Annotated in this window: 25 protein-coding genes; 8 read left to right on the forward strand and 17 right to left on the reverse strand. The window is 68.3% G+C overall.

From position 1 onward, the window contains the following. Positions 1-11: 11 nt before the first annotated feature. From GNX95_RS40600 to GNX95_RS40615, 4 genes are all read right to left on the reverse strand, one after another. Positions 12-596: a hypothetical protein gene (locus GNX95_RS40600; protein ID WP_163513419.1), complete on the reverse strand. Its 585-nt coding sequence runs from the start codon at positions 594-596 to the stop codon at positions 12-14. Between the two features lie 36 nt (positions 597-632). Next, positions 633-1,004, reverse strand: coding sequence for a glyoxalase superfamily protein (locus GNX95_RS40605; RefSeq protein WP_163513421.1), 372 nt, complete (start codon positions 1,002-1,004; stop codon positions 633-635). A 62-nt stretch (positions 1,005-1,066) separates the two neighbouring features. After that, positions 1,067-2,533 carry a phytoene desaturase family protein gene (gene crtI / locus GNX95_RS40610; RefSeq protein ID WP_163513423.1) on the reverse strand — a complete coding sequence of 489 codons (1,467 nt, stop codon included), beginning with the start codon at positions 2,531-2,533 and terminating at the stop codon, positions 1,067-1,069. Between the two features lie 403 nt (positions 2,534-2,936). Beyond that, positions 2,937-4,364, reverse strand: coding sequence for a hypothetical protein (locus GNX95_RS40615; RefSeq protein ID WP_163513425.1), 1,428 nt, complete (start codon positions 4,362-4,364; stop codon positions 2,937-2,939). An 83-nt stretch (positions 4,365-4,447) separates the two neighbouring features. On the opposite strand from GNX95_RS40615, the gene GNX95_RS40620 reads away from it, so the two are divergent. Then, a complete protein-coding gene (locus GNX95_RS40620; RefSeq protein WP_163513427.1) occupies positions 4,448-5,053 on the forward strand; it encodes a TetR/AcrR family transcriptional regulator C-terminal domain-containing protein in 606 nt (201 codons plus the stop codon). On the opposite strand, the gene GNX95_RS40625 is transcribed toward GNX95_RS40620, so the two are convergent. Genes GNX95_RS40625 through GNX95_RS40635 form a run of 3 tightly spaced genes read right to left on the reverse strand, consistent with a single transcriptional unit; the run spans position 5,050 to position 6,905 of the window. Then, positions 5,050-5,736 carry an anti-sigma factor gene (locus tag GNX95_RS40625; RefSeq protein ID WP_163513845.1) on the reverse strand — a complete coding sequence of 229 codons (687 nt, stop codon included), beginning with the start codon at positions 5,734-5,736 and terminating at the stop codon, positions 5,050-5,052. The genes GNX95_RS40620 and GNX95_RS40625 overlap by 4 nt on opposite strands. Then, on the reverse strand, positions 5,733-6,335 hold the full coding sequence (locus GNX95_RS40630) for a sigma-70 family RNA polymerase sigma factor (protein ID WP_163513429.1): 603 nt from the start codon (positions 6,333-6,335) through the stop codon (positions 5,733-5,735). The genes GNX95_RS40625 and GNX95_RS40630 overlap by 4 nt, the downstream gene beginning before the upstream one ends. Positions 6,336-6,350: 15 nt before the next feature. After that, positions 6,351-6,905: a TetR/AcrR family transcriptional regulator gene (locus GNX95_RS40635; RefSeq protein WP_246281962.1), complete on the reverse strand. Its 555-nt coding sequence runs from the start codon at positions 6,903-6,905 to the stop codon at positions 6,351-6,353. Positions 6,906-6,990: 85 nt separating this feature from the next. Here GNX95_RS40635 and GNX95_RS40640 point away from each other — a divergent pair, with 85 nt between their 5' ends. Then, positions 6,991-7,914, forward strand: coding sequence for a cytochrome P450 (locus tag GNX95_RS40640; protein ID WP_163513432.1), 924 nt, complete (start codon positions 6,991-6,993; stop codon positions 7,912-7,914). Between the two features lie 111 nt (positions 7,915-8,025). Here the strand turns inward: GNX95_RS40640 and GNX95_RS40645 are convergent, their stop codons facing one another. The 7 genes from GNX95_RS40645 to GNX95_RS40675 all read right to left on the reverse strand — a co-directional run bounded on the left by GNX95_RS40645 (position 8,026) and on the right by GNX95_RS40675 (position 15,716). After that, on the reverse strand, positions 8,026-8,502 hold the full coding sequence (locus GNX95_RS40645) for a (2Fe-2S)-binding protein (protein ID WP_163513434.1): 477 nt from the start codon (positions 8,500-8,502) through the stop codon (positions 8,026-8,028). An 11-nt stretch (positions 8,503-8,513) separates the two neighbouring features. Beyond that, complete coding sequence (locus GNX95_RS40650; RefSeq protein ID WP_163513436.1) at positions 8,514-10,844, reverse strand: molybdopterin cofactor-binding domain-containing protein; 2,331 nt, start codon at positions 10,842-10,844, stop codon at positions 8,514-8,516. Between the two features lie 479 nt (positions 10,845-11,323). Beyond that, positions 11,324-12,250: an Lrp/AsnC family transcriptional regulator gene (locus GNX95_RS40655; RefSeq protein ID WP_163513438.1), complete on the reverse strand. Its 927-nt coding sequence runs from the start codon at positions 12,248-12,250 to the stop codon at positions 11,324-11,326. An 80-nt stretch (positions 12,251-12,330) separates the two neighbouring features. Continuing rightward, a complete protein-coding gene (locus GNX95_RS40660; protein ID WP_163513439.1) occupies positions 12,331-13,710 on the reverse strand; it encodes a purine-cytosine permease family protein in 1,380 nt (459 codons plus the stop codon). Between the two features lie 68 nt (positions 13,711-13,778). Beyond that, on the reverse strand, positions 13,779-14,735 hold the full coding sequence (locus GNX95_RS40665) for an isopenicillin N synthase family dioxygenase (protein ID WP_163513441.1): 957 nt from the start codon (positions 14,733-14,735) through the stop codon (positions 13,779-13,781). Then, positions 14,732-15,181: a nucleoside deaminase gene (locus GNX95_RS40670; protein ID WP_163513444.1), complete on the reverse strand. Its 450-nt coding sequence runs from the start codon at positions 15,179-15,181 to the stop codon at positions 14,732-14,734. The genes GNX95_RS40665 and GNX95_RS40670 overlap by 4 nt, the downstream gene beginning before the upstream one ends. A gap of 46 nt (positions 15,182-15,227) precedes the next feature. Continuing rightward, on the reverse strand, positions 15,228-15,716 hold the full coding sequence (locus GNX95_RS40675) for a CAP domain-containing protein (protein WP_222854307.1): 489 nt from the start codon (positions 15,714-15,716) through the stop codon (positions 15,228-15,230). A gap of 346 nt (positions 15,717-16,062) precedes the next feature. Here GNX95_RS40675 and GNX95_RS40680 point away from each other — a divergent pair, with 346 nt between their 5' ends. From GNX95_RS40680 to GNX95_RS40695, 4 genes are all read left to right on the forward strand, one after another. Next, entirely contained in the window at positions 16,063-17,049 is a 987-nt protein-coding gene (locus GNX95_RS40680; RefSeq protein WP_163513448.1) for a right-handed parallel beta-helix repeat-containing protein, read from the forward strand. Between the two features lie 53 nt (positions 17,050-17,102). Continuing rightward, positions 17,103-18,008: a right-handed parallel beta-helix repeat-containing protein gene (locus GNX95_RS40685; protein ID WP_163513450.1), complete on the forward strand. Its 906-nt coding sequence runs from the start codon at positions 17,103-17,105 to the stop codon at positions 18,006-18,008. Positions 18,009-18,192: 184 nt separating this feature from the next. Continuing rightward, positions 18,193-18,363 carry a hypothetical protein gene (locus GNX95_RS40690; protein ID WP_163513452.1) on the forward strand — a complete coding sequence of 57 codons (171 nt, stop codon included), beginning with the start codon at positions 18,193-18,195 and terminating at the stop codon, positions 18,361-18,363. Between the two features lie 11 nt (positions 18,364-18,374). Then, complete coding sequence (locus tag GNX95_RS40695; protein WP_163513454.1) at positions 18,375-20,891, forward strand: class III lanthionine synthetase LanKC N-terminal domain-containing protein; 2,517 nt, start codon at positions 18,375-18,377, stop codon at positions 20,889-20,891. Here the strand turns inward: GNX95_RS40695 and GNX95_RS40700 are convergent, their stop codons facing one another. Continuing rightward, positions 20,892-21,833 carry an NAD(P)/FAD-dependent oxidoreductase gene (locus tag GNX95_RS40700; protein WP_163513457.1) on the reverse strand — a complete coding sequence of 314 codons (942 nt, stop codon included), beginning with the start codon at positions 21,831-21,833 and terminating at the stop codon, positions 20,892-20,894. 83 nt (positions 21,834-21,916) lie between these two features. Between GNX95_RS40700 and GNX95_RS40705 the strand changes: the two genes are divergently transcribed. Further along, entirely contained in the window at positions 21,917-22,501 is a 585-nt protein-coding gene (locus GNX95_RS40705; protein WP_163513459.1) for a helix-turn-helix domain-containing protein, read from the forward strand. Here the strand turns inward: GNX95_RS40705 and GNX95_RS40710 are convergent. Together GNX95_RS40710 and GNX95_RS40715 are read right to left on the reverse strand one after the other, a co-directional pair. Then, positions 22,431-23,237: a helix-turn-helix domain-containing GNAT family N-acetyltransferase gene (locus GNX95_RS40710; RefSeq protein ID WP_163513461.1), complete on the reverse strand. Its 807-nt coding sequence runs from the start codon at positions 23,235-23,237 to the stop codon at positions 22,431-22,433. The two genes, GNX95_RS40705 and GNX95_RS40710, sit on opposite strands and share 71 nt — an antisense overlap. 7 nt (positions 23,238-23,244) lie before the next feature. Then, positions 23,245-23,619, reverse strand: a complete 375-nt coding sequence (locus GNX95_RS40715; protein ID WP_163513463.1) for a MarR family winged helix-turn-helix transcriptional regulator — start codon at positions 23,617-23,619, stop codon at positions 23,245-23,247. 88 nt (positions 23,620-23,707) lie between these two features. Between GNX95_RS40715 and GNX95_RS40720 the strand changes: the two genes are divergently transcribed. Then, positions 23,708-25,201, forward strand: a complete 1,494-nt coding sequence (locus GNX95_RS40720; RefSeq protein ID WP_246281930.1) for an MFS transporter — start codon at positions 23,708-23,710, stop codon at positions 25,199-25,201. Positions 25,202-25,216 lie beyond the last annotated feature (15 nt).

Consider the following 25,216-nt stretch of genomic DNA (forward strand, 5'->3'; position numbering starts at 1 on the left):
TCCACAGGCTCTTAGCGGGGGGACAGGTCGGCCGGGGTGGCCCGCAGCGACACGCCGCCGGGTTTGTGCAGGCTCGGTCCGTCGCCGCGGAAACCGCTCGGGTCGTTGTCGCCGGAGACCAGCAACCCGGTCGGCTTGGCGGTCTTCGGGATGTCGAACCAGAGCTCGACCTCGACGGCCGAGTGACCGCCGATGGTGATCCGGTCGACCTGCCGGCGTACGGCCATCGCGAAGGCGTCGGGCTTGGCGTTCGCCGCCGGCACGCCGGTGAGCCGCTGGTTGGCATAGACGTAGTCGTGGAAGTCCGGGTCGTGGTTGTCGACCCGGAGCCGCAGCCGGCAGAAGGCGCCGGCGGTCGGCTCGCCTTCGGAATGCGTGCCCTGCACCGCGGTCAGCCCGCAGCCGAAGGCCTCCAGGGTGAAGGTGAGATGGCCGTCGGTGGCGGCCCGCGACGGCGTCGGCCGCGGCGACCCGCTCGGATCGGCGTTGGCGGTCGGGATGAGGTCGTTGAGAGCCCACCCGACCGCGCCGCCGAGGATCAGCGCGGCCAGCACCAGGAGTGCGCCGCGCCAGCTGAGCAGGCCGCGAGTTCTCACCTGCCAGATGGTAAAGGCCGCGAGGCCTGCACCGGGTCAGTTCTTGCGCTGGATCTCCTGCACGGACCACTTGTTGCCATCCGGGTCGGCGAAGAACACAAAGCGTCCCCACGGAAAGTCCTGCACCTCGGAAACCTCCACGCCGTTGGCCGTGAGGTGTTTGTGCGCCGTCTCGATGTCCGAGACCACCAGCTGTACGCCCTGCACCGATCCCGGCGCCGCCTCGGTCACACCGGTGCCGATGGTGATCGAGCAACCCGATCCCGGCGGCGTGAGCTGGACAAACCGCAGGTTCTCATTGACCCGGTGGTCGTGGTCGGCGACGAAACCGACCCGCTCGGTGTAGAAGGCCTTCGCGCGGTCCACGTCGGTCACCGGGATCGCCACGAGTTCCAGCTTCCAGTCCATCGTCCTGTCCTCTCCGTCGTTGGTGAGAACAACTCTATGGACCCATTAGGAAGATTTGATTCCTAATAGGAAATCGGACCGGTGATCCGCTCGGCGGCCAGCCGGCCGGAGACCAACACCATCGGAACGCCGACGCCTGGCTGCGTGCCGGAGCCGACGAACACCACGTTGTCGTAGGCGAGGTTGGCCGGCCGCATCGGCCCGGTCTGCGAAAACGTGTGCGCCAGCGCGAACGGCGTCCCGGCGGCCATGCCGGCCGCCGACCAGTCGTCCGGTGTGACGACATGGCGTACGACCGTCGCATCGGTCAGCCCGCGATAGCCGCGCGCCTCCAGGACGCGCAGGATCTCGTCGGCGTAACGCTCGCCGTGCTGTTTCCAGTCGATCGGCGCCTTGAGATTCGGCACAGGTGCCAGCACGTAGTACGCGTGCTGACCGGCCGGCGCGAGGGACGGATCCGACCGGCTCGGATTGCTGACCAGCAGGGACGGATCGCTCATCAACCGGCCGCCGGTGAGCTCGTCGAAGGTCCGCCGCCACGCACGGCCGACATGGATGTTGTGGTGCGCGATCCGCGAAAAGCCTTTGCTGGCACCGATATGCAGCAACACGCACGACGGCGAATGACGCAACGGCCGGCGCAGTGGTCGCTTGAGCAGGTCGCGTCGCGCGACCGGCAGGTCGGGGTTGAGCACGACCACGTCGGCGGCGATCCGCTCGTCGGCGGTGCGTACGGCCACCGCTCGCCCACCGGCCATCTCGACCTCGGTGACCGCGTGGCCATAGCGGATGTCGACCCCGTGTTTCGTTGCCACCGCGGCCATCGCTGCTGGCATGGCATGCATGCCGCCGCGCGGGAAATAGACGCCGGCGACGGTGTCCAGATACGAGATGACCGCATACAGGGCGAGTGCCTTGTGCGGTGGCACGCCGGCGTACAAGGCCTGGAAGGAAAAGATGCGCCGCGTACGCGGATCGTCGAAGAACGAGTTGACTTTTCCGGACAGCCGGCGGAATCCGCCGGCCGCGACCAGCCGCGCCAGCGGCCCGCCGAGCAGGTCGAGCGGTGTGTCCAGGTTACGGTCGATGAACGCGTCCCACTCCAGGTCGTGCAGAAACCGCGTGTAGTCGACGAACCGGAGATAGCCGTCCGCCTCCCGCGCACCGCAGACGCGGCGGATCTCCTCGGCGGTGTCGGCGACCTCGGCGCGTACGTCCAATGTGGACCCGTCCGGAAAATGCGCGCGATAGGCAGGATCGAGCCGGGTCAGCTCCAGCCAGTCGTCGAGTTTTTCCCCGACGGCGGCGAAAGTGTCGGCGATCAGCCGCGGCATCGTGAGCACCGTCGGACCGGTGTCGAAACGGAAACCGCGGTCGGCCAGCAGGCCGGCGCGGCCACCTGGCCGGCCGGCCCGCTCCAACACGGTCACCTGCCGGCCGCTGCCGGCGAGCCGGATCGCGCACGCCAGGCCGCCGAGCCCGGCACCGACGACGACCACTCGATCCGTACGACCACGCACCGTACGCATGTCACCTCCGAGGTTTCTCCGCATCGTAGGTTTCGGTCGTGCGGGTGGTTTGTTTGGCTGTGGTCGCGGGGAGCGAGGTGTGCGCTGGACCTGGCTTGCTTCGTGCTGCGGTTGGGTGTGGGTCTTCTGAGTGTTGCGTTGGGTGGGTGGTTGGGCTTTCTGTTTGGTGCGTTGGGCGGGTGGTTGGGCTTTCTGTTTGGTGCGTTGGGCGGGTGGTTGGTTTGCGTACGCGGCAGGCCCGGTCGACATGTGCTCAAGCAAGTATTGCAGCCGTGGAGTGCCTCAACTGAGTCGTCAGCCACAGTCGTCACCTTGCCGCCATCACTCAAACCGGCAAGACGGGCATTTAGCGTTACAGCACCCCACATGGAGGCCGTGCGACCAGAGGGCGGCCGGGCTGACGTCAGGGCTCCGGGGTGATGAAAACGGGGGTGATGGTGAGCGGCAGGTGGACCCGGCCGCTGTCGAGTTTTGGCTCCCGCGCTTGGTTGTACGCATCGACCGCGTACGCCTCCGGCGCGTGCCACGGCCAGTCGAAGTCGACCGCCGGCTCGTTCTCGCCGTCCAGACCCGAGCGGCGGACCCAGGCGGCGATGACCGGCGGCCTGTCCGCGCGCTCGATCTCGAAAACGAAGAGATCCGGCTGGTCCGCCACGTCGTGCTGGCGCACTTTGCTGGCACCGCGAAGGATTCCGGCGGTGAGCCGCAGTGCCTCGGCCGACGGATAGAGCCGGTCGAGCACGCCGTCGCGATAGTCCATCAGCTTGAACTTGTCGAACATGAAGCCCATCACGCTGTAGTGCGTAGGCGGCAGGTTCGGCACCTCCGGCGCCAGGTTCCAGCACAGCGTGAAGTCCACGTCGTTGGCGAAGGCGAGCAGGTTGCGTACGACGATGTCGCGACTGTTCCAACGATGCCGGCGCTCCTCGTCGTCGGCCGGCGCGTCCGGTACGAACATTCGCAGCTCCGCCGGCAGTTCGGCGACGCGCGCGTAGAGGTCGGCGAGCAGTTTCTGTTCCGGCGGCTCGGCGCCGGCGTCGCCGGTGTTGGTGGACCAGCCGTCCGGGATCTCGCCGATCGTGCCGCCGCCGGCCGCCTCGATCACCGGTGCGAAATAACGAAACATCGTCTCCGGAAACTCGAACGGCACCGGCCCGTTGTATTCGCCGGCGACGACCGGTTTCCGATATCCGGCAGCGGCCATCATCGCGCGCGCGTCGGAAATGGCCTTCGGGATCCCGTACGGGTCGCCGTACAAATGGATGTCGAGAATGTCGAAGTCGTCGCCGCTGCTTTCGATGATGTGCTGCCACGCTGGCCGCTGCTCGTTCTGTGTCGCGCCTGGCGGCATGCCGCCGAGCACGACCTTCGCCCGCGGGTCGGATTTCCTGACCGCTTCGGCGAAAACCTTGAGCTGCGCGACATACTCCTCCGGGGCGCCGGCCCACAGGATCGGCACGGTCGGCTCGTTGTCGCACTGCCAGTATGCGATTTTTCCTCGGCAATGCGCGACCAGCTCGCGTACGAACGCGCCGAACCGGTCGAGGTCCTTCGCCGGCGACGGCGGCAGGAAGTCGGTCTCGCGCTTGGTCCCCCACAGCGACGACGAGCTGACCGTGACCCAGGCCTCGACCTCGCCGTCGAGCTGGTCGAGCAGCGCGTCGGCGACGGTCCAGTCGAAGCGACCCGGCTCCGGCTCGATCTGCGACCAGTAGAGATAGACCCGCAGCACATCCAGATTCAGGCCTTTGACCTGCGACGACACGTCTTCGGGTGGGCCATGGTGGCCGAAGGTGATGCCGCGGACCACGCCGAGCCTGATATCCATCATGTCCTCCTGAACACTGTTCATTGAACGCCGTTCAGGACGCTAGTTGAACACCGTTCAGTGCGCAAGGGTAGGATCGGCTTCCGATGGCACTCGACCGTGATCTGATCGTGCGTACGGCGTTGCGCCTGCTCGACGAGGTCGGCCTGGAGACGCTGTCGCTGCGCCGGCTGGCCAAGGAGCTGGACGTGCAGGCGTCGGCGCTCTACTGGCACGTCAAGAACAAGCAGGAGCTGCTTGATGAGATGGCGCGGGTGATCGTGATCGACGCCGTACGCGCGGCGCCGATGCCGGCCGGGCAGACCTGGCAGGAGATGCTGACGCATCTCGCTCGCGTGCAATACACGGCGACCCGGTCGCATCGCGACGGTGGCGCGCTGATGCTGACCGCCCGCAACCTCGCCGACTACCAGCTGGAATATCTGGACTGGATGCTCGGCATGCTGGTCGCGGCCGGCTTCACCGAGACCGCGGCGGCCGAGGCTTTCCTGGTGGTGAGCAACTACGCGCTCGGCGCCGCCGTGGTGCAGCAGCGCGGCGGCAACACCGGGGTCGACGCGACGGAGCCGGAGGTGGTGGCTGCCGTGCGGACACATCCGGCGCTCATCCGGATCGTCGAGGCGTCCAAGGACCCGGACGCGGTCTTCGAGACCGGCCTGCGCTGGCTCATCGCCGGCATGATCACCGTCTAGCGATCGACGGTGCCGTTGGCGATCACTTTCGTCGGCTTGGCCGGCCGCGCCTGACCCGGCTCCAGGCTCACCGCGTACGCGGCGGCGTCCGTCACCGGCACGTCGAGCTTGTGCACCGCGAGGCCGGCGCCGGTCACGTCGAAGCGCCCCACCGGCTCCGGTGACGCACCGGCGATCCGCCACAGCCAGTACGAGCCCGTCCGGTTGGCCGCCAGGTCGTCGGTGACGACCTGCAGCTTGCCGCCGGTGGCCAGCACGTACGCGACGGCCTGGCCGCTCGGCGTGGACAGCGTCGCGAGCCGTCCGCCTGGCCGGCCGAGCTGGCGCACCAGCTCGGCGGTCGCCTGCCGGTCGGCGGCGTTTTGCTGCTGCAGCACGACGTTCCAACCACCCAGCAGCACCGCGACGACCACCGCCGCGGCGGTCAGCAACCACGGCAACCGGCGTCGCGCCGGCAGCTGCCGCACGACCACCGCCCGCTGGATGCGGTCGCGCAGCTCCGCCGGCGGATCGACCTGCGGCGCCGCGTACGCCAGCTCACCGGCGACCGCGCTCAGGTCGTCGACCGTCCGCCGGCAGTCGGCACAGGTCTCCAAATGGTCGCGAAAGCGCGTCTCGTCCTCGGGGTCCAGCGCGTGCAGCGCATAGCCGGCGGCCAGCTCGTCGAACTCCTGGTGCGTCACTGCGCACCTCCGTCCGCGATCGTGCCGAGCAGGTCGCGCAGCCGCCGCATGCCGGTCAGCATGCGCGTCTTGACCGTACCGAGCGGAGTGTCGGTCAGGGTGGCGACCTCACGTTGTGTGTAGCCGCCGAAGTACGCCAGCACCAGTGCCTCTCGCTGCGGCTCGGGCAGCTTGCGCAACGCGGCTCGTACGCGCTCACCGCGCAACGTCGTCCACGCGTTGTCGTCGACCGTCCGCTCGACGTGCTCGGTCACGAACTGCTCGGTCGCCTGCGCGCGCCGCTTGCGCGACGACTCCTCGCGGCGTACGGCGTCGACCGCCTTGTGGTGTGTCACCGACAGCAGCCAGGAGGCGAAGCCGCCACGGCCGGCGGCATAGCGGTCGGGGTCTTTCCACAGCGCCAGAAACACATCCTGCACCACGTCCTGTGCGAAACCGTCGTCACCGGTGACCCGGCGGGCCAGGCCGTACACCGGCCGCGCGTAGCGGTCGTACAGCTCGCCGAGCGCGTCGGCATCGCGTTTGAACAGCCTGGCGACCAGCGCGGCGTCGCTCGGTGCAGGCGGCTCCGCGCGCGGCCACCGGTGTGGTCCGGCCATCAGGCTCCTCGTCACTCACGACGTTCGCACGCCGGCCGGATCCGGATTGGTCGCCGCGCCGAGCGCTCCGCCGGCCGCCGCGATCAGCTGCTCGCGAGCGACCGCGCGCGAAGCCCGGCCGGCCAGCCGCGGAGCGCTGGTCAGGATGTTGAGCGCGGCCGCCGCGCGCAGCCGGGCACCGGCGTCGTCGGTCGTCGCCAGCATCTCGGCGAGCCGGTCCATCGCACGCCTGGTGCGCGCGCCCGGCGGCAGCGTACGGATCGCCGCGACACTGCTCTCCAGCACGCTCATCAACGCGCGGTTACCCCACACCAGGTCGAAATAATCGGTCAGGATCCGCCGGCGCCGCTCGTCCCGGTCGCCGATCGCCTCGGCGCTCGCCGCGATGCCGGTCACGCCGTCGGCGATCTTCGCGGCGAGCGCGACGAGAATCTCCTCCTTGTTGGGGAAGTGGTAGTAGAGCGCGGCCGAGGTGATCCCCAGCCTGCCGCCGAGTGCCCGGATCGAGGCCCTGTCATAGCCGACCTCGCCGAACAGCTCGATCGCCGCGGCCAGGATCCGCTCGCGCATGTCCGTCACGGTCCTCCTTGCTTATCGATCGATCAGTAGCCTAGCATCGCCGGCGTACTTATCGATCGATTAGTAAGGGACGGCGATGGTTCATCAGGCTCGGTTGCCCAACGGACTGACGGCGTGGGTCGTCGGCAGGCACGCGGACGTACGAGCGGTGCTGACGGATCCGCGGATCAGCAAGGACCTCCGAAACGGCGCAGCCGCGCTGGCGGCGGCCGGGATGGACGGCTTTGACGACGGCGCGCTGGACATGAACCACGCCGATCCGCCGGAACACACGCGGCTGCGGTCGTCGGTCATGAAGGTGTTCACCGCGCGGCGCATCCGCGAGCTGGAGCCACGTATCCAGCAGATCGCCGACGATCTGGTCGACGGTTTCGTGGGAAACACAGCGGAACTCGTCGGTGAGTACGCGGCGCCGCTGCCGGTGACGGTGATCTCCGAACTGCTCGGCGTGCCGGCGGCGGACCGTCCGACCGTGCGCGAGCTGTCGACGAGACTGTTCACCGACGCGCACGCCGGCCCTGAGGCGGTGCGGAATCTCCAGGCGTACATCGGCGATTTGCTGGCGCTCAAACGTAAAGAACCGGATGACGCGCTGCTTTCCGCGTTGGTCGTCCAGGATCAGCTCAGCGCAGCCGAGTTGGTGTCGATGACGTTCCTGTTGCTGGTCGCCGGGCACGAGACGACCGCCAACCTGATCGGCAACGCCGTCAACGCGACACTGGCGAATCCGTCCGTACGCGATGCCGTGCTGGCTGACCCGGCGACCGCCGTCGAGGAGTTCCTGCGTTTCGATCCGCCGGTGAAGATGGGGACTTTTCGTTGTGCGGTCGAGGATGTCGAGATCGGTGGCGTACGGATCAGGAAAGGCGAGGCGGTGATCGTCGACCTCGCCGCCGCGAGCACTGTCTCGGCGCACCCCTCGCTCGCGCCGAGGCCCGGATCGCCATCGCCACCCTGCTGCGCCGGCTGCCGGCGCTGCGCCTGGTGGCCGAGCCGGTGAAGCGCGATGCCGGCATCATGAACGGATTCCGGGCCCTGCACGTCGCCTGGTGAACCACCCCGAGGGTGACATTTTGGCTGCGGAGCGCGAAATGTCACCCTCGCGTCGGCTCTACATCTTGGCGGCGGCGGCTTTCACTGCCTCGCGGATGCGAAAGTAGGTGCCGCAGCGGCAGATGTTGCGCAGGTCGTCGAAGTCCTCGTCGGTGATCTCGCGGCCTTCGCGGCGGGCCTTCTTCACCAGCGCCACCGCGGCCATGATCTGACCGGGCTGGCAATAGCCGCACTGCGCCACGTCGTAGTCGAGCCAGGCCTCCTGCATCGGGTGCAGGTCACCGGTCTTCTTGTCGGCGAGGCCCTCGATCGTGGTGATCTCGTCGGTCGCCTTGATCTTGGAGATCGGCACCGAGCAGGGGTTGAAGGCCTTTCCGTTGATGTGGCTCGTACACGCCTTGCAGACGTCCAGGCCGCAGCCGTATTTCGGTCCGGTGATGCCGAGCAGGTCACGCAGCACCCACAGCAGCCGCGTGTCTGCCTCGGTGTCGACGGTGACCTTCTCGCCGTTCAGGACGAATGTGTGTTGGGACACCAAAACTCCTTCTAGAAGGCGTGGTCGAGGCCGTCGGTGGGAGAGGCCGGGATGGACGGTACGCGGGGCAGCGGCTCGAAGCCGAGCTTGCTGTGGTTGATCGGGAAGGTGGTCGGCATGGTGCCGGTGGCGCGCGCGTACGCACAGGCCACCGCGGCGAAGGCGGCCGAGACACCGAGCTCGCCGGCGCCGCCGATCCGGTCGCCGCGCCGCGGCATCACGAAGATCTTCATCTTCGGTGGCGTGTTCCACTGCCTGGTGTAGAAGTAGTGGTCCCAGCTGCCTTCCAGCGGCAACCCGTCCTTGATGTGCAGGCTGGAGGTGAGCGCGTGCGCGATGCCGTCGTTGAGGCAGCCCATCATCTGCGCGTCCAGGCCGCGCGGGTTGATCGGGATGCCGGCGTCGACCGCGATGGTGGCCCTGGTGATCCGCGGTCCGGTGACACCGTCGCGTATCGGCCGGTTCACCGTCTCCGGCCGGCAGTCGATCTCCACCAGCATCGCGACGCAGCTCGCGTACTCGGAGTGGAAGCCGATGCCCTGCGCCATGCCGGCCGGCAGCTTGCGTCCCCAGTCGCCTTCGGACGCGACTTTGTCGAGTACGGCGCGAAACTCCGCCTTCTTCATGAACTCGCGGCGGAAGGCGACCGCGTCCTTTCCGAGTTTCGCGGCCAACTGGTCCACGACCAGCTCGCGAGCGGTCGTCACGTTCGGCGAGTAGACGTTGCGCATGCTGCCGGTGTGGAAGCCGAGGTCGACCTCGTTGAGCAGCTGTGTGGTGACACCGAAGTTGTACGGCACCGCCTGGGACAGCATGAACACCGTCTGCGCGAAGCTGAGGTTGCCGCCGACCGGCAGTTTCGCCGCGGTGGCGGTCAACGCCTCACCGAGGCCGTGGGTGAAGTCGGTGCGGACGCTGGTGTGCCGCTGCTCGTACGAGACGACGTTGCCGGCCGCGTAGGTGGCGCGGATCCGCGAGAAGCTCATCGGGTGCGTACGGCCGTGCCGGAAGTCGTCCGTGCGGTGCCACATCAGCTTGACCGGCTTGCCGATCTTCTTGGAGATCTCGGCGGCTTCCAGCGCCGCGTCGCCGAACAGCTTGCGGCCGTTGGAGCCGCCGCCGTGCATGACGTGCGTCTTGACCGCGGTCACCGGCAGGCCGACCTTGGCGGCGATCTCCTCGTGCACGTCGATCGGCGTCTTCAGGCCGGACCAGATCTCCGCGCGGTCGGGCCGTACGTCGGCGATCGCGCAGTTGGTCTCCAGCGCGGAGTTGCTGTTGAACGGGAAGGAAAACTCGGCGTCGATGTGCTTGACCAGCAGGCCGGGCACGGTCATCGGCAGCGTCGCGTCCTTGAGCTTTTGCAGCACCGTGGCGTCGGACTCGCCGTCGACGACGCCGGCCGTCCAGGTGACCTTCAACGCGCGTACGGCGTCGATGCAGTGGCTGAAGGTCTTCGCGCGCACGGCCACACCCGTCGAGATCGTCACCACGTCGGTGACACCGGGCATCGCCTTGACCTTGGCCAGGTTCTGCACCGACTTGACCTTGGCGCTGATCGTCGGCGGCCGGCACACCATGGTCGGCAGCGCACCCGGCACCTGCAGGTCCATCGTGAAGGTCTTCTTGCCGGTCACGATGTCGTGTGCGTCGATCCGGTTCTGCGGAGTGCCGACGATCGTGAACTCGCTGGCGTCCTTGAGCTGGACCGACATCTTCTGGTTCTTCTGCACCGCGGCGGCGGCAGACAGCTTGCCGTAGGAGACCGTCCTGCCGGACTTGCGGTGGTGGACGACGCCGGCCTTGACGGTCAGCTCGGACGTGGGCACGCCGAGCTTCTTGGCGGCGGTGGCCATCAGCTGCGCCTTGGCGACCGCGGCCATCGTACGGACCGGCGTGTAGAGCGACCGGACCGAGTTGGAGCCGCCGGTGAGCTGGTTGAACAGCAGCTCCGGCCGGGCCGGCGCCGGTGTGCAGTTGACCTTGGACAGCGGCATGTCCAGCTCTTCGGCGATCAGCATCGCCATCGTCGTACAGATGCCCTGGCCGACCTCGGCGCGCGGCACCTCGAAGTTGGCGACGCCGTCCTCGCTCATGTGCATCGAGATGAGGCCCGAGGTCGGGGTGGCGGCCAGCGTCAGCGCGTCGCCGAGGTCGAGCAGCTCGGCCGGCTGCGGCGGCGACGGGATGGCCGCCTCGGCCTGCCGGTTGACGATCGTCTCGGTGCCGATGCCGGCGGCCACCACGAGCGTCGGTGCGGCCACCAGATAGCCGAGGACCTTGCGCCGTCTCAACCCGGCGGGGTCGGCGTGCTGGGGGTGGTGTCGGCGATCGTCTGCCATCGGCTGTCCTTTCGCACCGGCATGCGGATGGCCGTACGCGCGGGCCGGCGTGGGACACGGCACATCCAGATTCGCGAGGCAGTGTGACACGCCGCACTGTCGTCGCGTATGAGCGGTTTGCCCACAGTCCGCCGAGGCGACTTGGGCAGTCCGCACATTTGTCGCCATGCTTGCCGCAGATGCGGAAGGGATCAGGGAAGCTGGCGCCGAATCTGCGCCTGGAAGAATTTCCGATACGGACAGTGATGGAGTGACGCTACCTGTCCGGCGTCCAGCCCGTCATACAGACCAGGCGCCGGACCGGTAGGTCCCCCTTGGAGTGGCCGCGACCGTTGGTCGCCGGCCAGCCAAGGCTCCAGAGGCATCCCCCAGATGTGCCTCTCTTTGAAGCTACGCCACGAAATTCGGCGAGAGAAGCGGCCGAGTCTGAGGCAGTGATCACATCCAGTTGATCATTGCGGGCCGTCGATTACGTAGAGTTAGTTCTTGATCGGCTTGCCGAGCAGGACGGTGTCCACCGAGGCGATGCCGAGGCCGCCGAGGTCGCCGGCGATCAGGGCGTACAACCGGGACAGGTCCGGCACGCGTACGGACAGTTGGAGGTTGGCGTCGCCGGTCGTCGCGAAGGCGCCGTGCACAGCGGGATGACCGGCGAGCCGCCGGCCGGTGCGGTCGAGCTGGCCGGGATCCACCCGCAGCGCCAGGATCGCGTTGACCGCCAGGCCGAGCCGGCGGTGGTCCAGCAGCACCTGCGTACGCAGCTGGCCGCTGTCGGCGAGCGCGGCGAGGCGCCGCCGTACGGTCGACTCCGGCAGGCCGCACTGTGTCGCCAGCCGGGCGGCCGGCGCGCGACCGTCCGGTTCCAGTGCCGCCAGGATCGCGCGGTCGGTCGCGTCCAGCGGCCGCTGCGGCTGCGTCGCCGGTGTGGTCAGCGCGGCGCGTTCGGCTTCGGTCAGCGCGTCCAGCCGCCAGTCGGCGGCGCTCGCGTACACGTGCAGCACGGTCTGCGCGGCCACCGACGCGACCGCCGTCTGCTGCGCGACGACGCGGTTGACCGCGTCCGGGCGGCCGGTGGCCACGGCCACGATCTCGTCGCCGGTGGCCGAGAGGTCGATCAGCGGAATGTCCTCGTGTGCCGCCAAAGTCGCGGCGATCGCGTCGACCCGGCCGCGCAGCACCTTTATCCGTAACAAAATCCCGCCGACGCCGGTGGCTGGTCGCGGTGCGCCGACCACCCGGGCGGCGCCGCTGGCCAGCAGCGTCGTCCATCTGCGGCGTACGGTGCGCGTGCTCATGTCCAGGACCGCCGCGGCTTTCTCCGCGGTCAGCCGGCCGTCACACTGCAGTGCGCCGATCAGCCGCCGGTCACGGTCGTCCAACGGGGATTCGGCCGGAGTCGCTGCCACGCCGGCATCTTTCTCCCCATCCGCAACACAAACGACGGCAGGGGTGGCCGGTGCCGCTTTTTTGGAGTTTTGTCCATTGGTCAGGAAACGACCGGCCGGCGAGCAAGTGCCAGATAGAGCAGCGCGGCGACCGCGAAGCCGACCAGGAAGGTGACGTCGCCGACCGCCGGCAGGACGCTCGGCACCGGCGCCACGTACAACTTCTGGTTGGCGAACAACACGATCGACACCGCCGCGCCGGCCACGAAGGACAGCAGGCCGGCCCAGTTGCTGTACGTCCGGTCGTCCAGGAGGTGGTCGACCGGCTGGCGGCGCCGCAGCCACTGGTCGACCAACACGATCGCCAGCCACGGACTGATCCAGTAGGAGATCAGCAGCAGGAAGTTCTCGTACGCGGAGCCGGCGTCGGTCAACCCGAAGGCGGCCAGGATCAGCCCCACCGCGCCGAAACCCAGCGCGACGATGGCGCGCCGCCAGGCCAGCGGCAGCCGGATCCCCAGGCACAGGAAGGAAAGCGCGCCGGAGTAGATGTTGAGTGCGTTGGCCGCGACCGCGCCGAGCGTGATGGCGAGCAGCGTGAGCGCGGCCAGCCAGGCCGGCATGTGGCTGGTGAAGGCGGCGGTCGGCGTCGCGGTCTTGTCGGTGGTGATGGTCGCCGAGGCCGAGCCGACCAGCATCAGCACTGTGGTGGAAAGGAAAAGCCCGCCGCCGGCGGCCCAGCCGACCGCGCGACCGCTCACCGAGGCGGGCAGATAGCGGCTGTAGTCGGCCGCGTACGGATTCCAGCCGGCGGTGTAGCCGAAGGCCGCGCCGACGGTGAGCAGAAAGCCGCCGAGGCCGCCGTTGCCGGTGCCGCCGAGCGCGTTGGCCTGTCCGAGCACGAAAACCGCGCCGATCGCGAAGATCACCGCGAGCACCGCGAAGACGTACTTTTCGTACGCCTGCACGAGATTGTGTCCGAAGAAGCCGATGCCGACCTGCGCCACCACGACGATGACCAGGGTGAGCAGGACCGGCAGGCCGGTCAGCGTGTTGAGCGCGAAAGCGCCGCTGACGCTGTTCACCGCGAACCAGCCGATGCCGGCGGTCACCGACATCAGGCCGGCCGGCAGCGTGTTGCCCCAGAAGCCGAAACCGAGCCGGCTGAGCACCATCTGCGGCCGGCCGTGCCGCGGACCGCGCGCGGACAGCAGGCCGTGCGCCAGCGACCCGAGCGCGTTGCCGATCGCGGTGGCCAGCACCGCCTGCCAGAAGGTCAGTCCGAACGCGGACACCGCGAGCACGCCGACGAAAATCGTGGCGAACTCCAGGTTGGGCGAGGCCCAGGTCCAGAACAGCTGCCGCGGCCGGCCATGCCGGTCGGCGTCGGCGACCGGCTCGATGCCGCCGGGCTCCACCGCGACGACGCGATCACCGTACGCGCCGTCGCCGGCCGCCGGTTTCGGCTTCACTGTGGCCATCGCGCGCCTACCCTCTCCGCTTTTGCCACAATCTAGGCAAGGGATGTTTCGTCGGCGTTGCGCGAAGCCTATCCAACTGTGATGGCGTCCAGCTTTTCCTTCAGATATTCGGCGGCAATAACGTCCGGATACGTGGTTTGTCCCACCGGTGCCGGCAATGAGGCGATCCTGGCGTCGTGGTTGGTTTCGTAGAAGAAGACCAGCGACACCAGCTCCTCGTGCGGCGCGGACGGATCGGGCGGCAGCACGCGGTGCCGGGTCGACCGCCAGCGGTCGCCGGTCCACCTGGCCATCAGGTCGCCGATGTTGATGGTGAAGGCGGCCGGATCGTACGGCGCGTCCACCCATTCGCCGTCAGCGGTGAAAATCTGCAGTCCGCCGAGCCCTACCTGACGGTCGAGCACGGTGACCGTGCCGAAGTCGGTGTGCGGTCCGATCCGGAACTGGCCGTCCTGCGGCACACCGGTGTGGGTGATCGCCGGATACCAGTTGATGTTGAAGGTGTGCGTCGGACGATCGGTGTGCCTGGTGAAGAAATCGGCTGGCAAATCCAGGGAAGCCGCGAAAATCGTCAGCAATTCATCCGATAGCGCGCGCATTCGCGCCATATAGGCACGTACGGCCGTGCCGAATTCCGGTGTCTCGGCCGGCCAGAGGTTTTGCTGGAACCAGAACGCGTCGATCTCCGGGATGCCGACCGGCTGGTCGGCGCCGACGGTGTAGGACTCCTTGAGATCCGGCGGTGTCCGCTGGCCTTCGGCGCCGGCGTTCGCCTCGACGCCCGGCGGCAGCCAGCCGCGGCCGCCGACGGTCACCGCATAGCGGGATTTGGTCGACTCCGGCAACGCGAAGAATTCGCGAGCCAACGCGCGCGTACGCTCACGCAGCTCGTCGGGGACGCCATGGCCTTTGACGAGCAGGAAACCAGACTCGCACAATGCCGCGTCGACTTCGGCCGCGACGGCCGCGCGGTCGGCGGCAGAGCCGTCGCGCCACGGCCGCAGGTCGATCAGCGGAACGCTCATTTCTCCCCGCCAATGTCCTCGAACCACAGATCCGGGCGGTCCCTGACGAACTCCGTCATCAGCGCGACGCAGGCCGGGTCCTCGACGATGGTGATGCCGACGCCGAGCTCGGCCAGCCAGTCGTGGCCGCCGGAAAACGTCGTCGCCTCACCGATGACGACTTGTGAGATGCCAAACTGGCGCACCAGGCCGCTGCAATACCAGCACGGTGACAACGTCGTCACCATCACCGTGTCGCGATAGTGCGGCCGGCGGCCGGCGTTACGGAACGCGGCGGTCTCGGCGTGCGTCGACGGATCGTCGTCCTGCACGCGCCGGTTGTGACCGCGGCCGAGCAGCTGGCCGCCGATGGTGAAAAGCGCCGCGCCGATCGGCACGCCACCTTCGGCCTTGCCGAGCTCGGCCTCCTCGCGTGCGACGGCCAGCAGCCGGTCAACGTCATCCATGCTGCTCAGCGTAAACGAAACCGCGCCGAGGGTGAGGGTGTCGTCGTCAGCGCCTGGTGCCGAAGTCCTGCGTCCAGTACGTGCGATATTTCGCCGCCCCGGAATAGACATAGCCGACGCCGATGTCGCGCAGCTTGCAGTTGAGGATGTTGGCGCGATGACCGGAGCTGTTCATCCAGCCGTTCACGACCTGCGCCGGCGTCTGGTAGCCGGCCGCGATGTTCTCGGCCCACCGGCTCCACGAATAGCCGGCGGAGGTGATCCGCGCGCCAGGCGTCTTGCCGTTTTGGCTGTTGTGCGCGAAATAGTTGTGCGCCGCCATGTCGGCGCTGTGGCCCTGCGCGGACCGGGTCAGCGCCGCGTTCACCGTCAGGTTTCCGCAGCCGTGCGAGCGGCGCTGCTGGTTGGTGAGGTCGACGACCTGTTGTGCGTAGCTGACGGCGGCGTAGGCCGGACTGACGGCGACGGCGGTGAGGCTGGCGGCGCCGGTGGCGCCGGCGAGCAGGCACGCGAAAATCACACGGCTTGCTTTCACGGGTTGACCCTTTGCGCTCGAGGCGATACGGAAATCGCCGGGAAACGTGCCCCCGCACGAAGGTTTCACCGGATTATCGGCGGCGTTCCGCCGGACGTAACAGCGCTAAAAGCAAAGTGCCGGATCCGGCCAGTTTATTCACAGTGAAAAAGCGCTGCGTCGCAATGCGATTACGAATTCGGTCGGTCGGTGTCACGTCGCGCGGTCGGCCGGTTACCGGCTCCGGGGACCGGTCCCCGGACGTACGTGCACTATGCCGGATGGCATCAACCGGACAGTCCCGACTTTCCGTGCTTCCCGGACGGTAGGGAGGGTGGCACATCTGGACCCGCGCGAAAGGGCTGGCATGCATCGGATCCGATTCTGGTTGGCCGCGGCCGGCGGCATTCTGCTCGTGCCGTCGATCGCGGTGAGTGCGCACGCGGACACGGTGACCGTACGCACCGCCGCCGAGCTGACCAGTGCGCTCGCCGCGGCCGCTCCCGGCCAGACCATCGAGCTGGCGGCCGGCACGTACGACGGCAGCTTCACCGCCACCGCGAAAGGCACCGCGAGCCAGCCGATCACGTTGACCGGCCCGCGCGAAGCGGTGCTGTCCAACCACGGCGGTTATGGCCTGCATCTGGACGGCGCCGCGTATTGGAAGCTCACCGGCTTCGCGGTTTCCGGCGCCAGCAAGGGGATCGTGCTGGACCACACCAACCACACCGTGCTGGACCGGCTGGCCGTGTCCAATGTGGACGCCGAGGCGATCCATCTGCGCGCGTCCAGCTCCGACAACACGATCAGCGACTCTTCCGTACGCGACACCGGCCGCAAACAGCCACAGTTTGGCGAGGGGATCTATCTCGGCTCGGCGAAAAGCCACTGGGACGACTACGGCGAAAACGGTGGACCGGACCGCAGCGACCGTAACCAGGTCATCGGAAACCAGCTCGGGCCCAACATCCGCGCCGAGGCCATCGACATCAAGGAAGGCACCCAGGACGGCGTCATCCGCGGCAACAGCTTCGACGGCCACGGCATCTCCGGCCAGAATTACGCGGATTCGTGGGTCGACGTGAAAGGCGGCGGATATCGGCTCGCCGACAACACCGGCACGTACGACGGCGACGGCGCGCTCGTCGACGGATTCCAGGTGCACCAACAGGTCAGCGGCATGGGCTGCGCGAACACCTTTGACGGCAACAAATCCGACCTCGGCGGCGCCAGCGGATACGCGATCGACGTGACCGACCAGAGCAAATGCGACCGGCCGAACGTCGTGCGGTCGACCAACACCGTACGCGACGCCGGCTCCGGCCTCACCAACATCGACGTGACCGGGAGGTGATCCAGCCACTCTTCGACAGGCCAGATCCAGACGACCACGGGAGAATGCTCAGAATGCTACTGAAAAGAACGCTCGGCATCGCCGTCGCGGCGGTCGCGGTGCTCGGCTGTTCGCATCCGGCGAGTGCGACCAGTCCCGACACCAGGCCCGGTGCCCAACACGTGGCGGCGGCGAAATGTTCGTTGCGTACGACCGCGACGAGCGCGGCGCGCACGGCGCGGCCAGGCGATGTGGTGTGCCTGACCGACGCACGCAAGTCCAGCCGGCTGAAGATCACCAAGGGCGGCACGGCGGAAAAGCCGGTGGTGTATGACGGCGGCGGCACGACCCAGGTCGGCGGCATCGATGTCGACGCCGATTACGTCGTGGTGCAGGGATATGTGATGAACCAGCCGTCCGCGCCCGGCGTACGGATGACCGGCAACAACGACACACTGCAGAACAACAAGATCGCCAAGCCGAAAGGCGGCGACGGTGACGGCATCCGGTTTTTCGGCGACCACGTGAAGATCCTGCACAACACGGTCAGCCAGACCGACAACAGCACCGGCGCGCACGCGGACTGCATGCAGACCTACCAAAGTGACACACCGTCCAGCTCCGACGTGACGATCGACGGCAACCGGTGCGAGAAAATCGACAACATGTGCATCATGGCCGAAGGCCCCAACGACGGCGAAGGCGACGGCCAGGGCCACAGCGACCACTGGATGTTCAGCAACAACTTCTGTGAGACGCTGCAGGCCTCGCAGAACGTCATGGTCGAGGACATCCAGTATCTGACGATCAACGGCAACGAGTTCACCGGCAACACCGACCACGCGATCGGGCTGGACATCGGCTCGACGTACGCGCATGTCGGCGACAACAAGGTCGATCCGTCGATCCACTGCTATGTCGGTGCCTCGAAGGACTCGATGAAGGGTTACCAGGGCCCCAAACCGGAGTGCCAGCCTTAGAACTGGCAAACCGACGGCCGGCCGCGCCCGCCGGGGGTGCGGCCGGCACCTTGCGATTATCTCGGCGGCACCTTGCAAAGCCGCCGCTATATGGTGGTGACAAAGGAAAAAGCCTCGATCCGGCCTTGTCTGGCGGGTGAGCTGGACGTACGTTCGGCGGACCTGTCGACCGATGGAGGTTGCTATGGAGGCACTGCTCGAACTGGCTCCGCGGGACGCCGGCACCGATCCCGGTGAGCCGGACGTCGAGTTCCTGGAGGGCCGTTCGCTGCATGACATCGTCGCCTGCGAGGCGAGCTGTTATTGCACGTACGGCACGGATTACTGTCCGGCGACCGGACGGTCGAACTTCTGACCGTCGACGCCATGACCAGCGAGGACGTCGAGCTGGTGGTACGCAGCCTGGTGGCCGGTCACGGCCGCCAGGTGCGCGCCAGCTCGCTGTGGCTGCAGGTGTCCGGTGCCGATCCGGACGAGGTGAGGCCGCACGGTTGGAAGCTGCACGTTTCCGCGCGTGCGGCGGATTTCGCCGCGGTGGTGACCGAGGTCGTGCCATTGCTGCTGGACGCCGGTTGCGCGTTCAAGCTGGCTCGCTCGGTCGAGGTGCTGTCGCAGCTCAACGACGGAAATCCGACGCCGGCGCTGGTCGGCAAGGCGTTCACCGTCTATCCGGCGGAGCCGCTTTTCCGTCCACTGGCGGAAAAACTCGCCGGTGTGCTGGGTGGCCGGCCGGCGCCCCGGGTGCTCAGCGACCGGCAGGTCGCCGCGGACGCTCCGGTGTATTACCGCTATGGTCCGTTTGCCAGCAACCTGAGCGCCGAGCCGGACGGCAAGGTCATCTCGGCCATCGTCGGACCGCACGGCGACCGGTTCGACGGCACCGCCGAGCTGACTTACCGACAGCCGTCGTGGGTCACCGACCCGTTCGGTGCCGACCCAGCGCCGCCGGACGAGCCGGTGATCCTCGGTCGGCGTTACCGGCCGGCGAAGGGGATTTTCCAGTCGCCGCGCGGAAACGTCTACACGGCGTTCGACGAGTGGACCGGCGAGAAAGTCGTCGTTAAGCGGGCACGGGCGTACGTCGGAGAGACCGACGCCGGCTATGACACACGTCTGCGACTGCGTAACGAGCGATACGTTCTGACCGCGCTGGCCGGCATCGCGGGGGTGCCGCGCTGCCTGGACCATTTCCGGCACGGCGACGACGAGTTTCTGGTCACCTCGTTCGGCGGCAAGTTCAACCTCGGCGAGGACATCGGCCGCCGCGGCCGCTATCGTCCGTCCACAGTGGACAGGCGTTCGCTGGACTCGCTGGCATGTCGCCTTGGCGGCATCATCGCGGCCGTGCACGATCGCGGCTTCGTCTCTCGCGATGTCTCACCGTCCAATGTGGTCGTCGACGACGAGACATACGACGTGACGCTGATCGATTTCGGCATCTGCCATCACGGCGACGTACGGATGCCTGGCGGCACACCAGGGATCGCACCGGCGCGGCAGTTCGCCGGCGAGCCGGCACATCCGGCCGACGACTGCCACGCGTTGGGGATGGTGCTGCTGCAGGCCGCGACCGGAGCGCCGGCGGCGACCGGCGGCGCGGATCCGGCGGCGCCGCGGCGGCACGCGCTGGAGATGATCGATCGCATCTATGGCACGGATCTTCCGCCGGCCATCGCGTACGTCGTCGGCCTGCTCTCCGACGATCCTGACGAGGCGGTGGCGACTTTACGGGCGATCGTTGAGAAAAAGCCGCCGCCGGTGGAGCCAGTCGCATGCGCGCCCACCTATGCACCGGATTTGCTTGATCGTACGCGCGAAAACGTCCTGGCCGCGATCGACGCGCGGCTGGCCGAGCCAGACGGATTCGTGGAGCCAAACGTCTATCGCGGCGTCAGCGGCGTCGGCCTGGAACTCCTGCACCACCTGGACAAACCAGGAGTCGCGGAGATGGTCCGGCGGCTGCAGGATTACTGCGCACAGAGTGCGACCCGGCTCGACCTGCCACCCGGGCTGCTGCTCGGGGCGACCGGCGTGCGGATTTTCCTTGAGCAAGCACGGATCTGTGGCAGTGACGGCCCGGTGCTGCCGGCCGAGACCGCCGGTTGGCGGCCGAAAGGCGACGAGATCACCATCGGCGCCGCCGGCATCGGCCTCGGTCACCTCGTCCTCGACCGGCTCGCGCCGCATCCGGATCACGAACGCGTCGTACGTGAGTCCGTCGAACGCGTGACGCGGCACCTCGATCCGGAGTCGGCGTTTGCGCCGGAGCAGGTGAGCGAGGAGTCCGGCATGGACACGACGACCGGCTTCGCGCACGGCCTGTCCGGCGTCATCGCGCTGCTGCTGGCCGTGCGAGACACGGCACTTTGGTCGGAATCGCTGGAAAACCAGCTGGCTCGGCGGCTGGAGCTGGTGCGCGCGCGTACGACCCGGTTGATCGAGGTCTCGGCCATGGCGACCGCCGTGCCGCTGTCGGTTTCCTGGTGCCGCGGCCTCGCCGGCATCGGCCGTACGCTCTGGCTGGCCGGCCACAAGCTGGCCGATCGTGAGCTGGTGGAGCTGGCCGTCGCCGCCGGATCCGCCTGTGCCGACTGGGTCCCGTATCTGGCCAACCGCGGCCAATGCTGTGGCATCAGCGGCGTCGGCGAGTTTTTCCTCGACCTGGCCGAGGAAAACGAGCGCTTCGGTGCGGCGGCGGAGTCGGCGGCGACGCAGCTGGTCGTACGCGGGCTGGCCGATCCGCCGGCGAACGTCAAGGTCACCAGGCTCGGCGAACAGGACGGCGTGGCGTGGTCCGGCGGTATTTCCGGCCAGCTCGCGTTCTTACGGCGGCTGCGCGATCGCGGCACCGGAAACCCGATGGGACCGTTTCCGGCGCCGTGATCACAGCCGGGAGACGCGGCGCTCCATCTCCGGGCCGAAGGTGCCGGCGCGCGACCGATCCAATGCGTCGGCGAAGTCTTCCTCGACCAGCTCGGCGTTGATGAAGGCGCCGGCCTGCGCGCCGGCGCTGGCGGCGCCGATCACCGTGGCCATCGGAGTGACGCTGTTGCCGGCGGCGAAAACGCCGAACTCGCTGGTGCGGCCGACGGCGTCGACGCGTACGACCCCGTTGTCGTCGGCAACGCAGCCGAGATCTTTCAGCAGCCGGTCGTTGGGCACCATTTTCGGCGCCACGAACAACGCCGAGCGCTCGACCGTACGACCGTCGGCCAGCTCGACAGCGGACAGCCGGTCGTCGGTGACCGCGACGCGTACGACCTTGCCGTCCACCACCTTCACGCCGCGAGCCGAAAGCTTCTCGCGGTCTTCCAGCGAAACCTCGGTGCCGTTGGAGAAGAAGACCAGGTCGGGGGACCATTGGCGGACCAGATACGCGTGGTGCAGCGAGCCGATCACGCCGAGCGGCCGGTCGCGCACCTCGTAGCCGTGGCAGTAAGGACAGTGCAGCACGTCCCGGCCGAAGCGCTCGCGCAGCCCGGCGATGTCCGGCAGCACGTCGGTCAGGCCGGTGGCGACCAGCACGCGCCGCGCCTTCAGGACGCGCCCGTCGCCGAGCCGCACGTAGAAGCCGGCGTCGATGCCGGTCACCTCGCCGTCGATGATCTCACCGCCGTACGACTCGAGCTCCGCGCGTCCGGCGGCCAGCAGCTCGCGTGGCGGCATGCCGTCGCGCGACAGGAATCCGTGCATCGCCGTGGCCGGTGCGTTGCGGGGCTGGCCACCGTCGACCACCGCGATCCGCCGCCGCGCGCGTCCCAGCATGAGCGCCGCGTTGAGCCCCGCAGCGCCACCGCCGACTATCACTACGTCGTAAACACTCATCGTTTCCTCCTCTGTGCTGGCGAGGATGCACGCGTCGTACACCCCTTGGCAAACCTTGTTGCCGTTTCTGGGACACTGGTGTCATGGACGCAACCGTCGAGAACGCGTTGGCCGAGGTCGGCGGCCGGTTGAAGCGCGTACGCATGGAGCGCGGCGTCACGCTGGCCGCGCTGTCGGAGGCCACCGGCATCTCCAAGAGCACGCTGTCGCGGCTGGAGGGCGGCCAGCGCAAACCCAGCCTGGAGCTGCTGCTGCCGATCGCGCAGGCACACCAGGTGCCGCTCGACGAGCTGGTCGGCGCGCCGGAGGTCGGCGACCCGCGGATCCGGATGGTGCCGCGCAAGTTGCCGCACATGACCGTCGTGCCGCTGACCCGCCAGCCGGGCGGCCTCCAGGCATACAAGATGATCCTGCCGGCTCGCCGGGAGCCGCCGGAGCTGATGACGCACGAGGGCTATGAGTGGTTCTATGTGCTGTCCGGCCGGGTACGGCTCCGGCTGGCCGACCACGACCTGGAGCTCGGCACCGGCGAGGCGGCCGAGTTCGACTGCCGGCTGCCGCACTGGTTCGGCGGCGCTGGCGGTGCCGCCGAGGTGCTCAGCCTGTTTGGTCCGCAGGGGGAGCGGATGCACGTACGCGCGCGTTCGAAGGCGCGCGACGCTCGATGAAGACCGTGTCGTGCCAGCGGCCGTTGAGCCGCGCGATCCGCTCGCGGATGCCGACCGTACGGAACCCGGCCGCGTGGTGCAGGGCCAGGCTTGCCGTGTTTTCCGCGAAGATCGCCGACTGCAGCGTCCAGATGCCGGCCGCGTCGGCGCCGCTGACCTGCTGGTGGAGCAGCGCCTTGCCGACGCCACGGCCGCGCATGCCGTCGGCGATGTAGACCGAGGTCTCGGCGACGCCGGCATAGCACGGCCGGCTCGACGCCGCGGTGAGCGCGGCCCAGCCGGCGACGGCGCCGTCGACCTCGGCGACCCAGCGCTGGTCCGGCAGCCACTTCGCGTCGAGCGCCGCGCGGCTGGGCACGTCCGTCTCGAAGGTGGCCAGTCCAGTGGCGATGCCTTCGGCGTAGATCCGCCGCACGTCCGGCCAGTCCCGCGGAAGCAACGGGCGTACGTTCACGTCGTCAGGAAGCCGCAGCGGTTTCGCCGTCGTGGTCGTGACCTGGGGAAAGCCGCGACGACAGACGACGCTTTCGTTGTGCAGGCCCACAAAACCGACGTCCGCGAGCGTACGCAGGTGGCCGGCGCAGGCCGCCGGACCGATGCCGAGCTCGTCGGCCAGAGCCTCGACGGTCGTCTCACCGCTCGCCGCGACCGAGTGCAGCAGCCGGACGCGCGTGGCGTCGGCGAGCGCGCCGAACGACGCCGCGTACGCGTCGGCGTTTTCCTGTGACAGCGCCATAACGGCATCATCGCAGGGTTTCGGCGAGCACCTTCCGCTGTGTTGTCTTGGCCACGTCGTAGCGCGCGCGGCCGGCGTCGGTCATCCGCACGAAGATCGCCCGACGGTCGTTTTCGCAGACCGTACGTTCGACCAGGCCGTCGCGCTCCAGCCGGGCGATCAGCCGGGACGCCGCGCTCTGGCTGAGCGGCAGCAGGTCGACGAGCTGCTGGCCGCGGCACTGGTCGCCGATCTCCATCAGCCGGTCGAGCGCCTCGAACTCGCTCAACCCGAGCCCGTGCTCCTCCTGCAGCGCACGCTCGATGGCGCAGCTGACCTGCGCGTACCGCACCTGCAGCGCACGCCATTCGATGACGAGCGGCTCGGCTGTCTCCACGGACATGGCCGCGATACTAACACATGCATGTGCATTAGATGCATCACCATTAAATGCGTTGGCATCATATGTGTGTGCATGTAATCTCGTCCGAGTGACAACACTAGAGACCAATACTCGGCGGTGGGACGCGCGGCTCTGGGGTGTGCTGCTGGTCGTCTGCACCGTGGTCGCTCTCGACGCGCTCGACGTCTCGATGGTCGGCGTCGCACTGCCGGCGATCCGCGCCGACCTCGGCATGTCCACCTCCTCTTTGCAATGGGTCGTCAGCGGTTACGTCCTCGGCTACGGCGGTCTGCTGCTGCTCGGTGGCCGCGCCGCTGACCTGCTCGGACGCCGTCGCGTACTGTTGATCGCCCTCGGTGTCTTCACCGCCGCGTCGCTGCTCGGCGGCCTGGTCAGCGACGGCACACTGCTGATCGCGGCCCGGTTCATCAAAGGCATGGCGGCCGCGTTCACCGCGCCGGCCGCGCTGTCCATCGTCACTACGACCTTTCCGGAAGGCCACGCGCGCAACCGCGCGTTGAGCATCTTCGGTGTGTTCGGCGCGAGCGGCTATTCGCTCGGCCTGGTCTTCTCCGGCCTGATGACGCAGGTCGGCTGGCGGTGGACCTTCCTGCTGCCGGTGCCGATCGCGCTGGCCACCTTGTACGCCGCCTACCGGCTGGTGCCGCGGACCGCGCGGCCGGCGCGTACCGGTCAGGGCTATGACGTGGTCGGGGCCGTGCTCGGCGTCGCCGCGTCGATGCTGCTGGTGTTCACGGTGGTGAGCGCGCCGGAGGCCGGCTGGGCCTCGGTGCGTACGATCGGCGGCCTCGTTCTGTCGGTGGCGCTGGCGGTCACCTTCGTCGTGGTCGAGCGGCGCAGCCCGCATCCGTTGCTGCGGCTCGGCATCCTGCGCGCCGGTGCGTTGCGGCGCGCCAACCTCGGCGTGATCGCGTTCTTCGGCGGCTACATCAGCTTCCAGTTCGTGGTGATGCTCTATCTGCAGTCCGTACGGCAGTGGTCGCCACTGCAGACCGCGCTGGCCTTCCTGCCGGCGGCGCTGATCGTGGCCTTCGGGTCGCCGCGTACGGCCTGGATCGTCGACCGCGTCGGCACCGCGCCGACCATCGCGGCCGGTGTGCTCGCGCACGTCGCCGGCTATCTGCTGTTCTTCGACGTGGGGATCGACAGCAACTACTTCACGACCGTGCTGCCGAGCATGCTGCTGCTCGGAGTCGGCTTCATGCTCGCGTTCCCGGCCTTCAACATCCAGGCCACCTCCGGCATCTCGGACGACGAGCAGGGTCTGGCCGGCGGCCTGCTCAACACGTCGGTGCAGGTCGGCGGTGCCGTCGTACTCGCCATCGTGACCGCGGTGGTGACCGCCAGCGGTGGCGCACAGGCCTCGGCGGCGGCTCTGCTCGCCGGTTTCCGGCCGGCGTTGTACGTCGTCACCGGCGTGTCGGTCCTGGGTCTCGCGGTCGCGGTGATGGGCCTGGTCGCGCACCGGCGAGCGGTGGTCGCTCGGCGCCGCGCCGGCAGTCGCGTACTGGCGACCGGAGGCGCTCAGACCGCCGACCCCACCTATGCCAACGCGGAGTAGCGAGCGGCAAGATCT

Source organism: Fodinicola acaciae (assembly GCF_010993745.1).
GTDB classification, from domain to species: Bacteria; Actinomycetota; Actinomycetes; order Mycobacteriales; family HKI-0501; genus Fodinicola; species Fodinicola acaciae.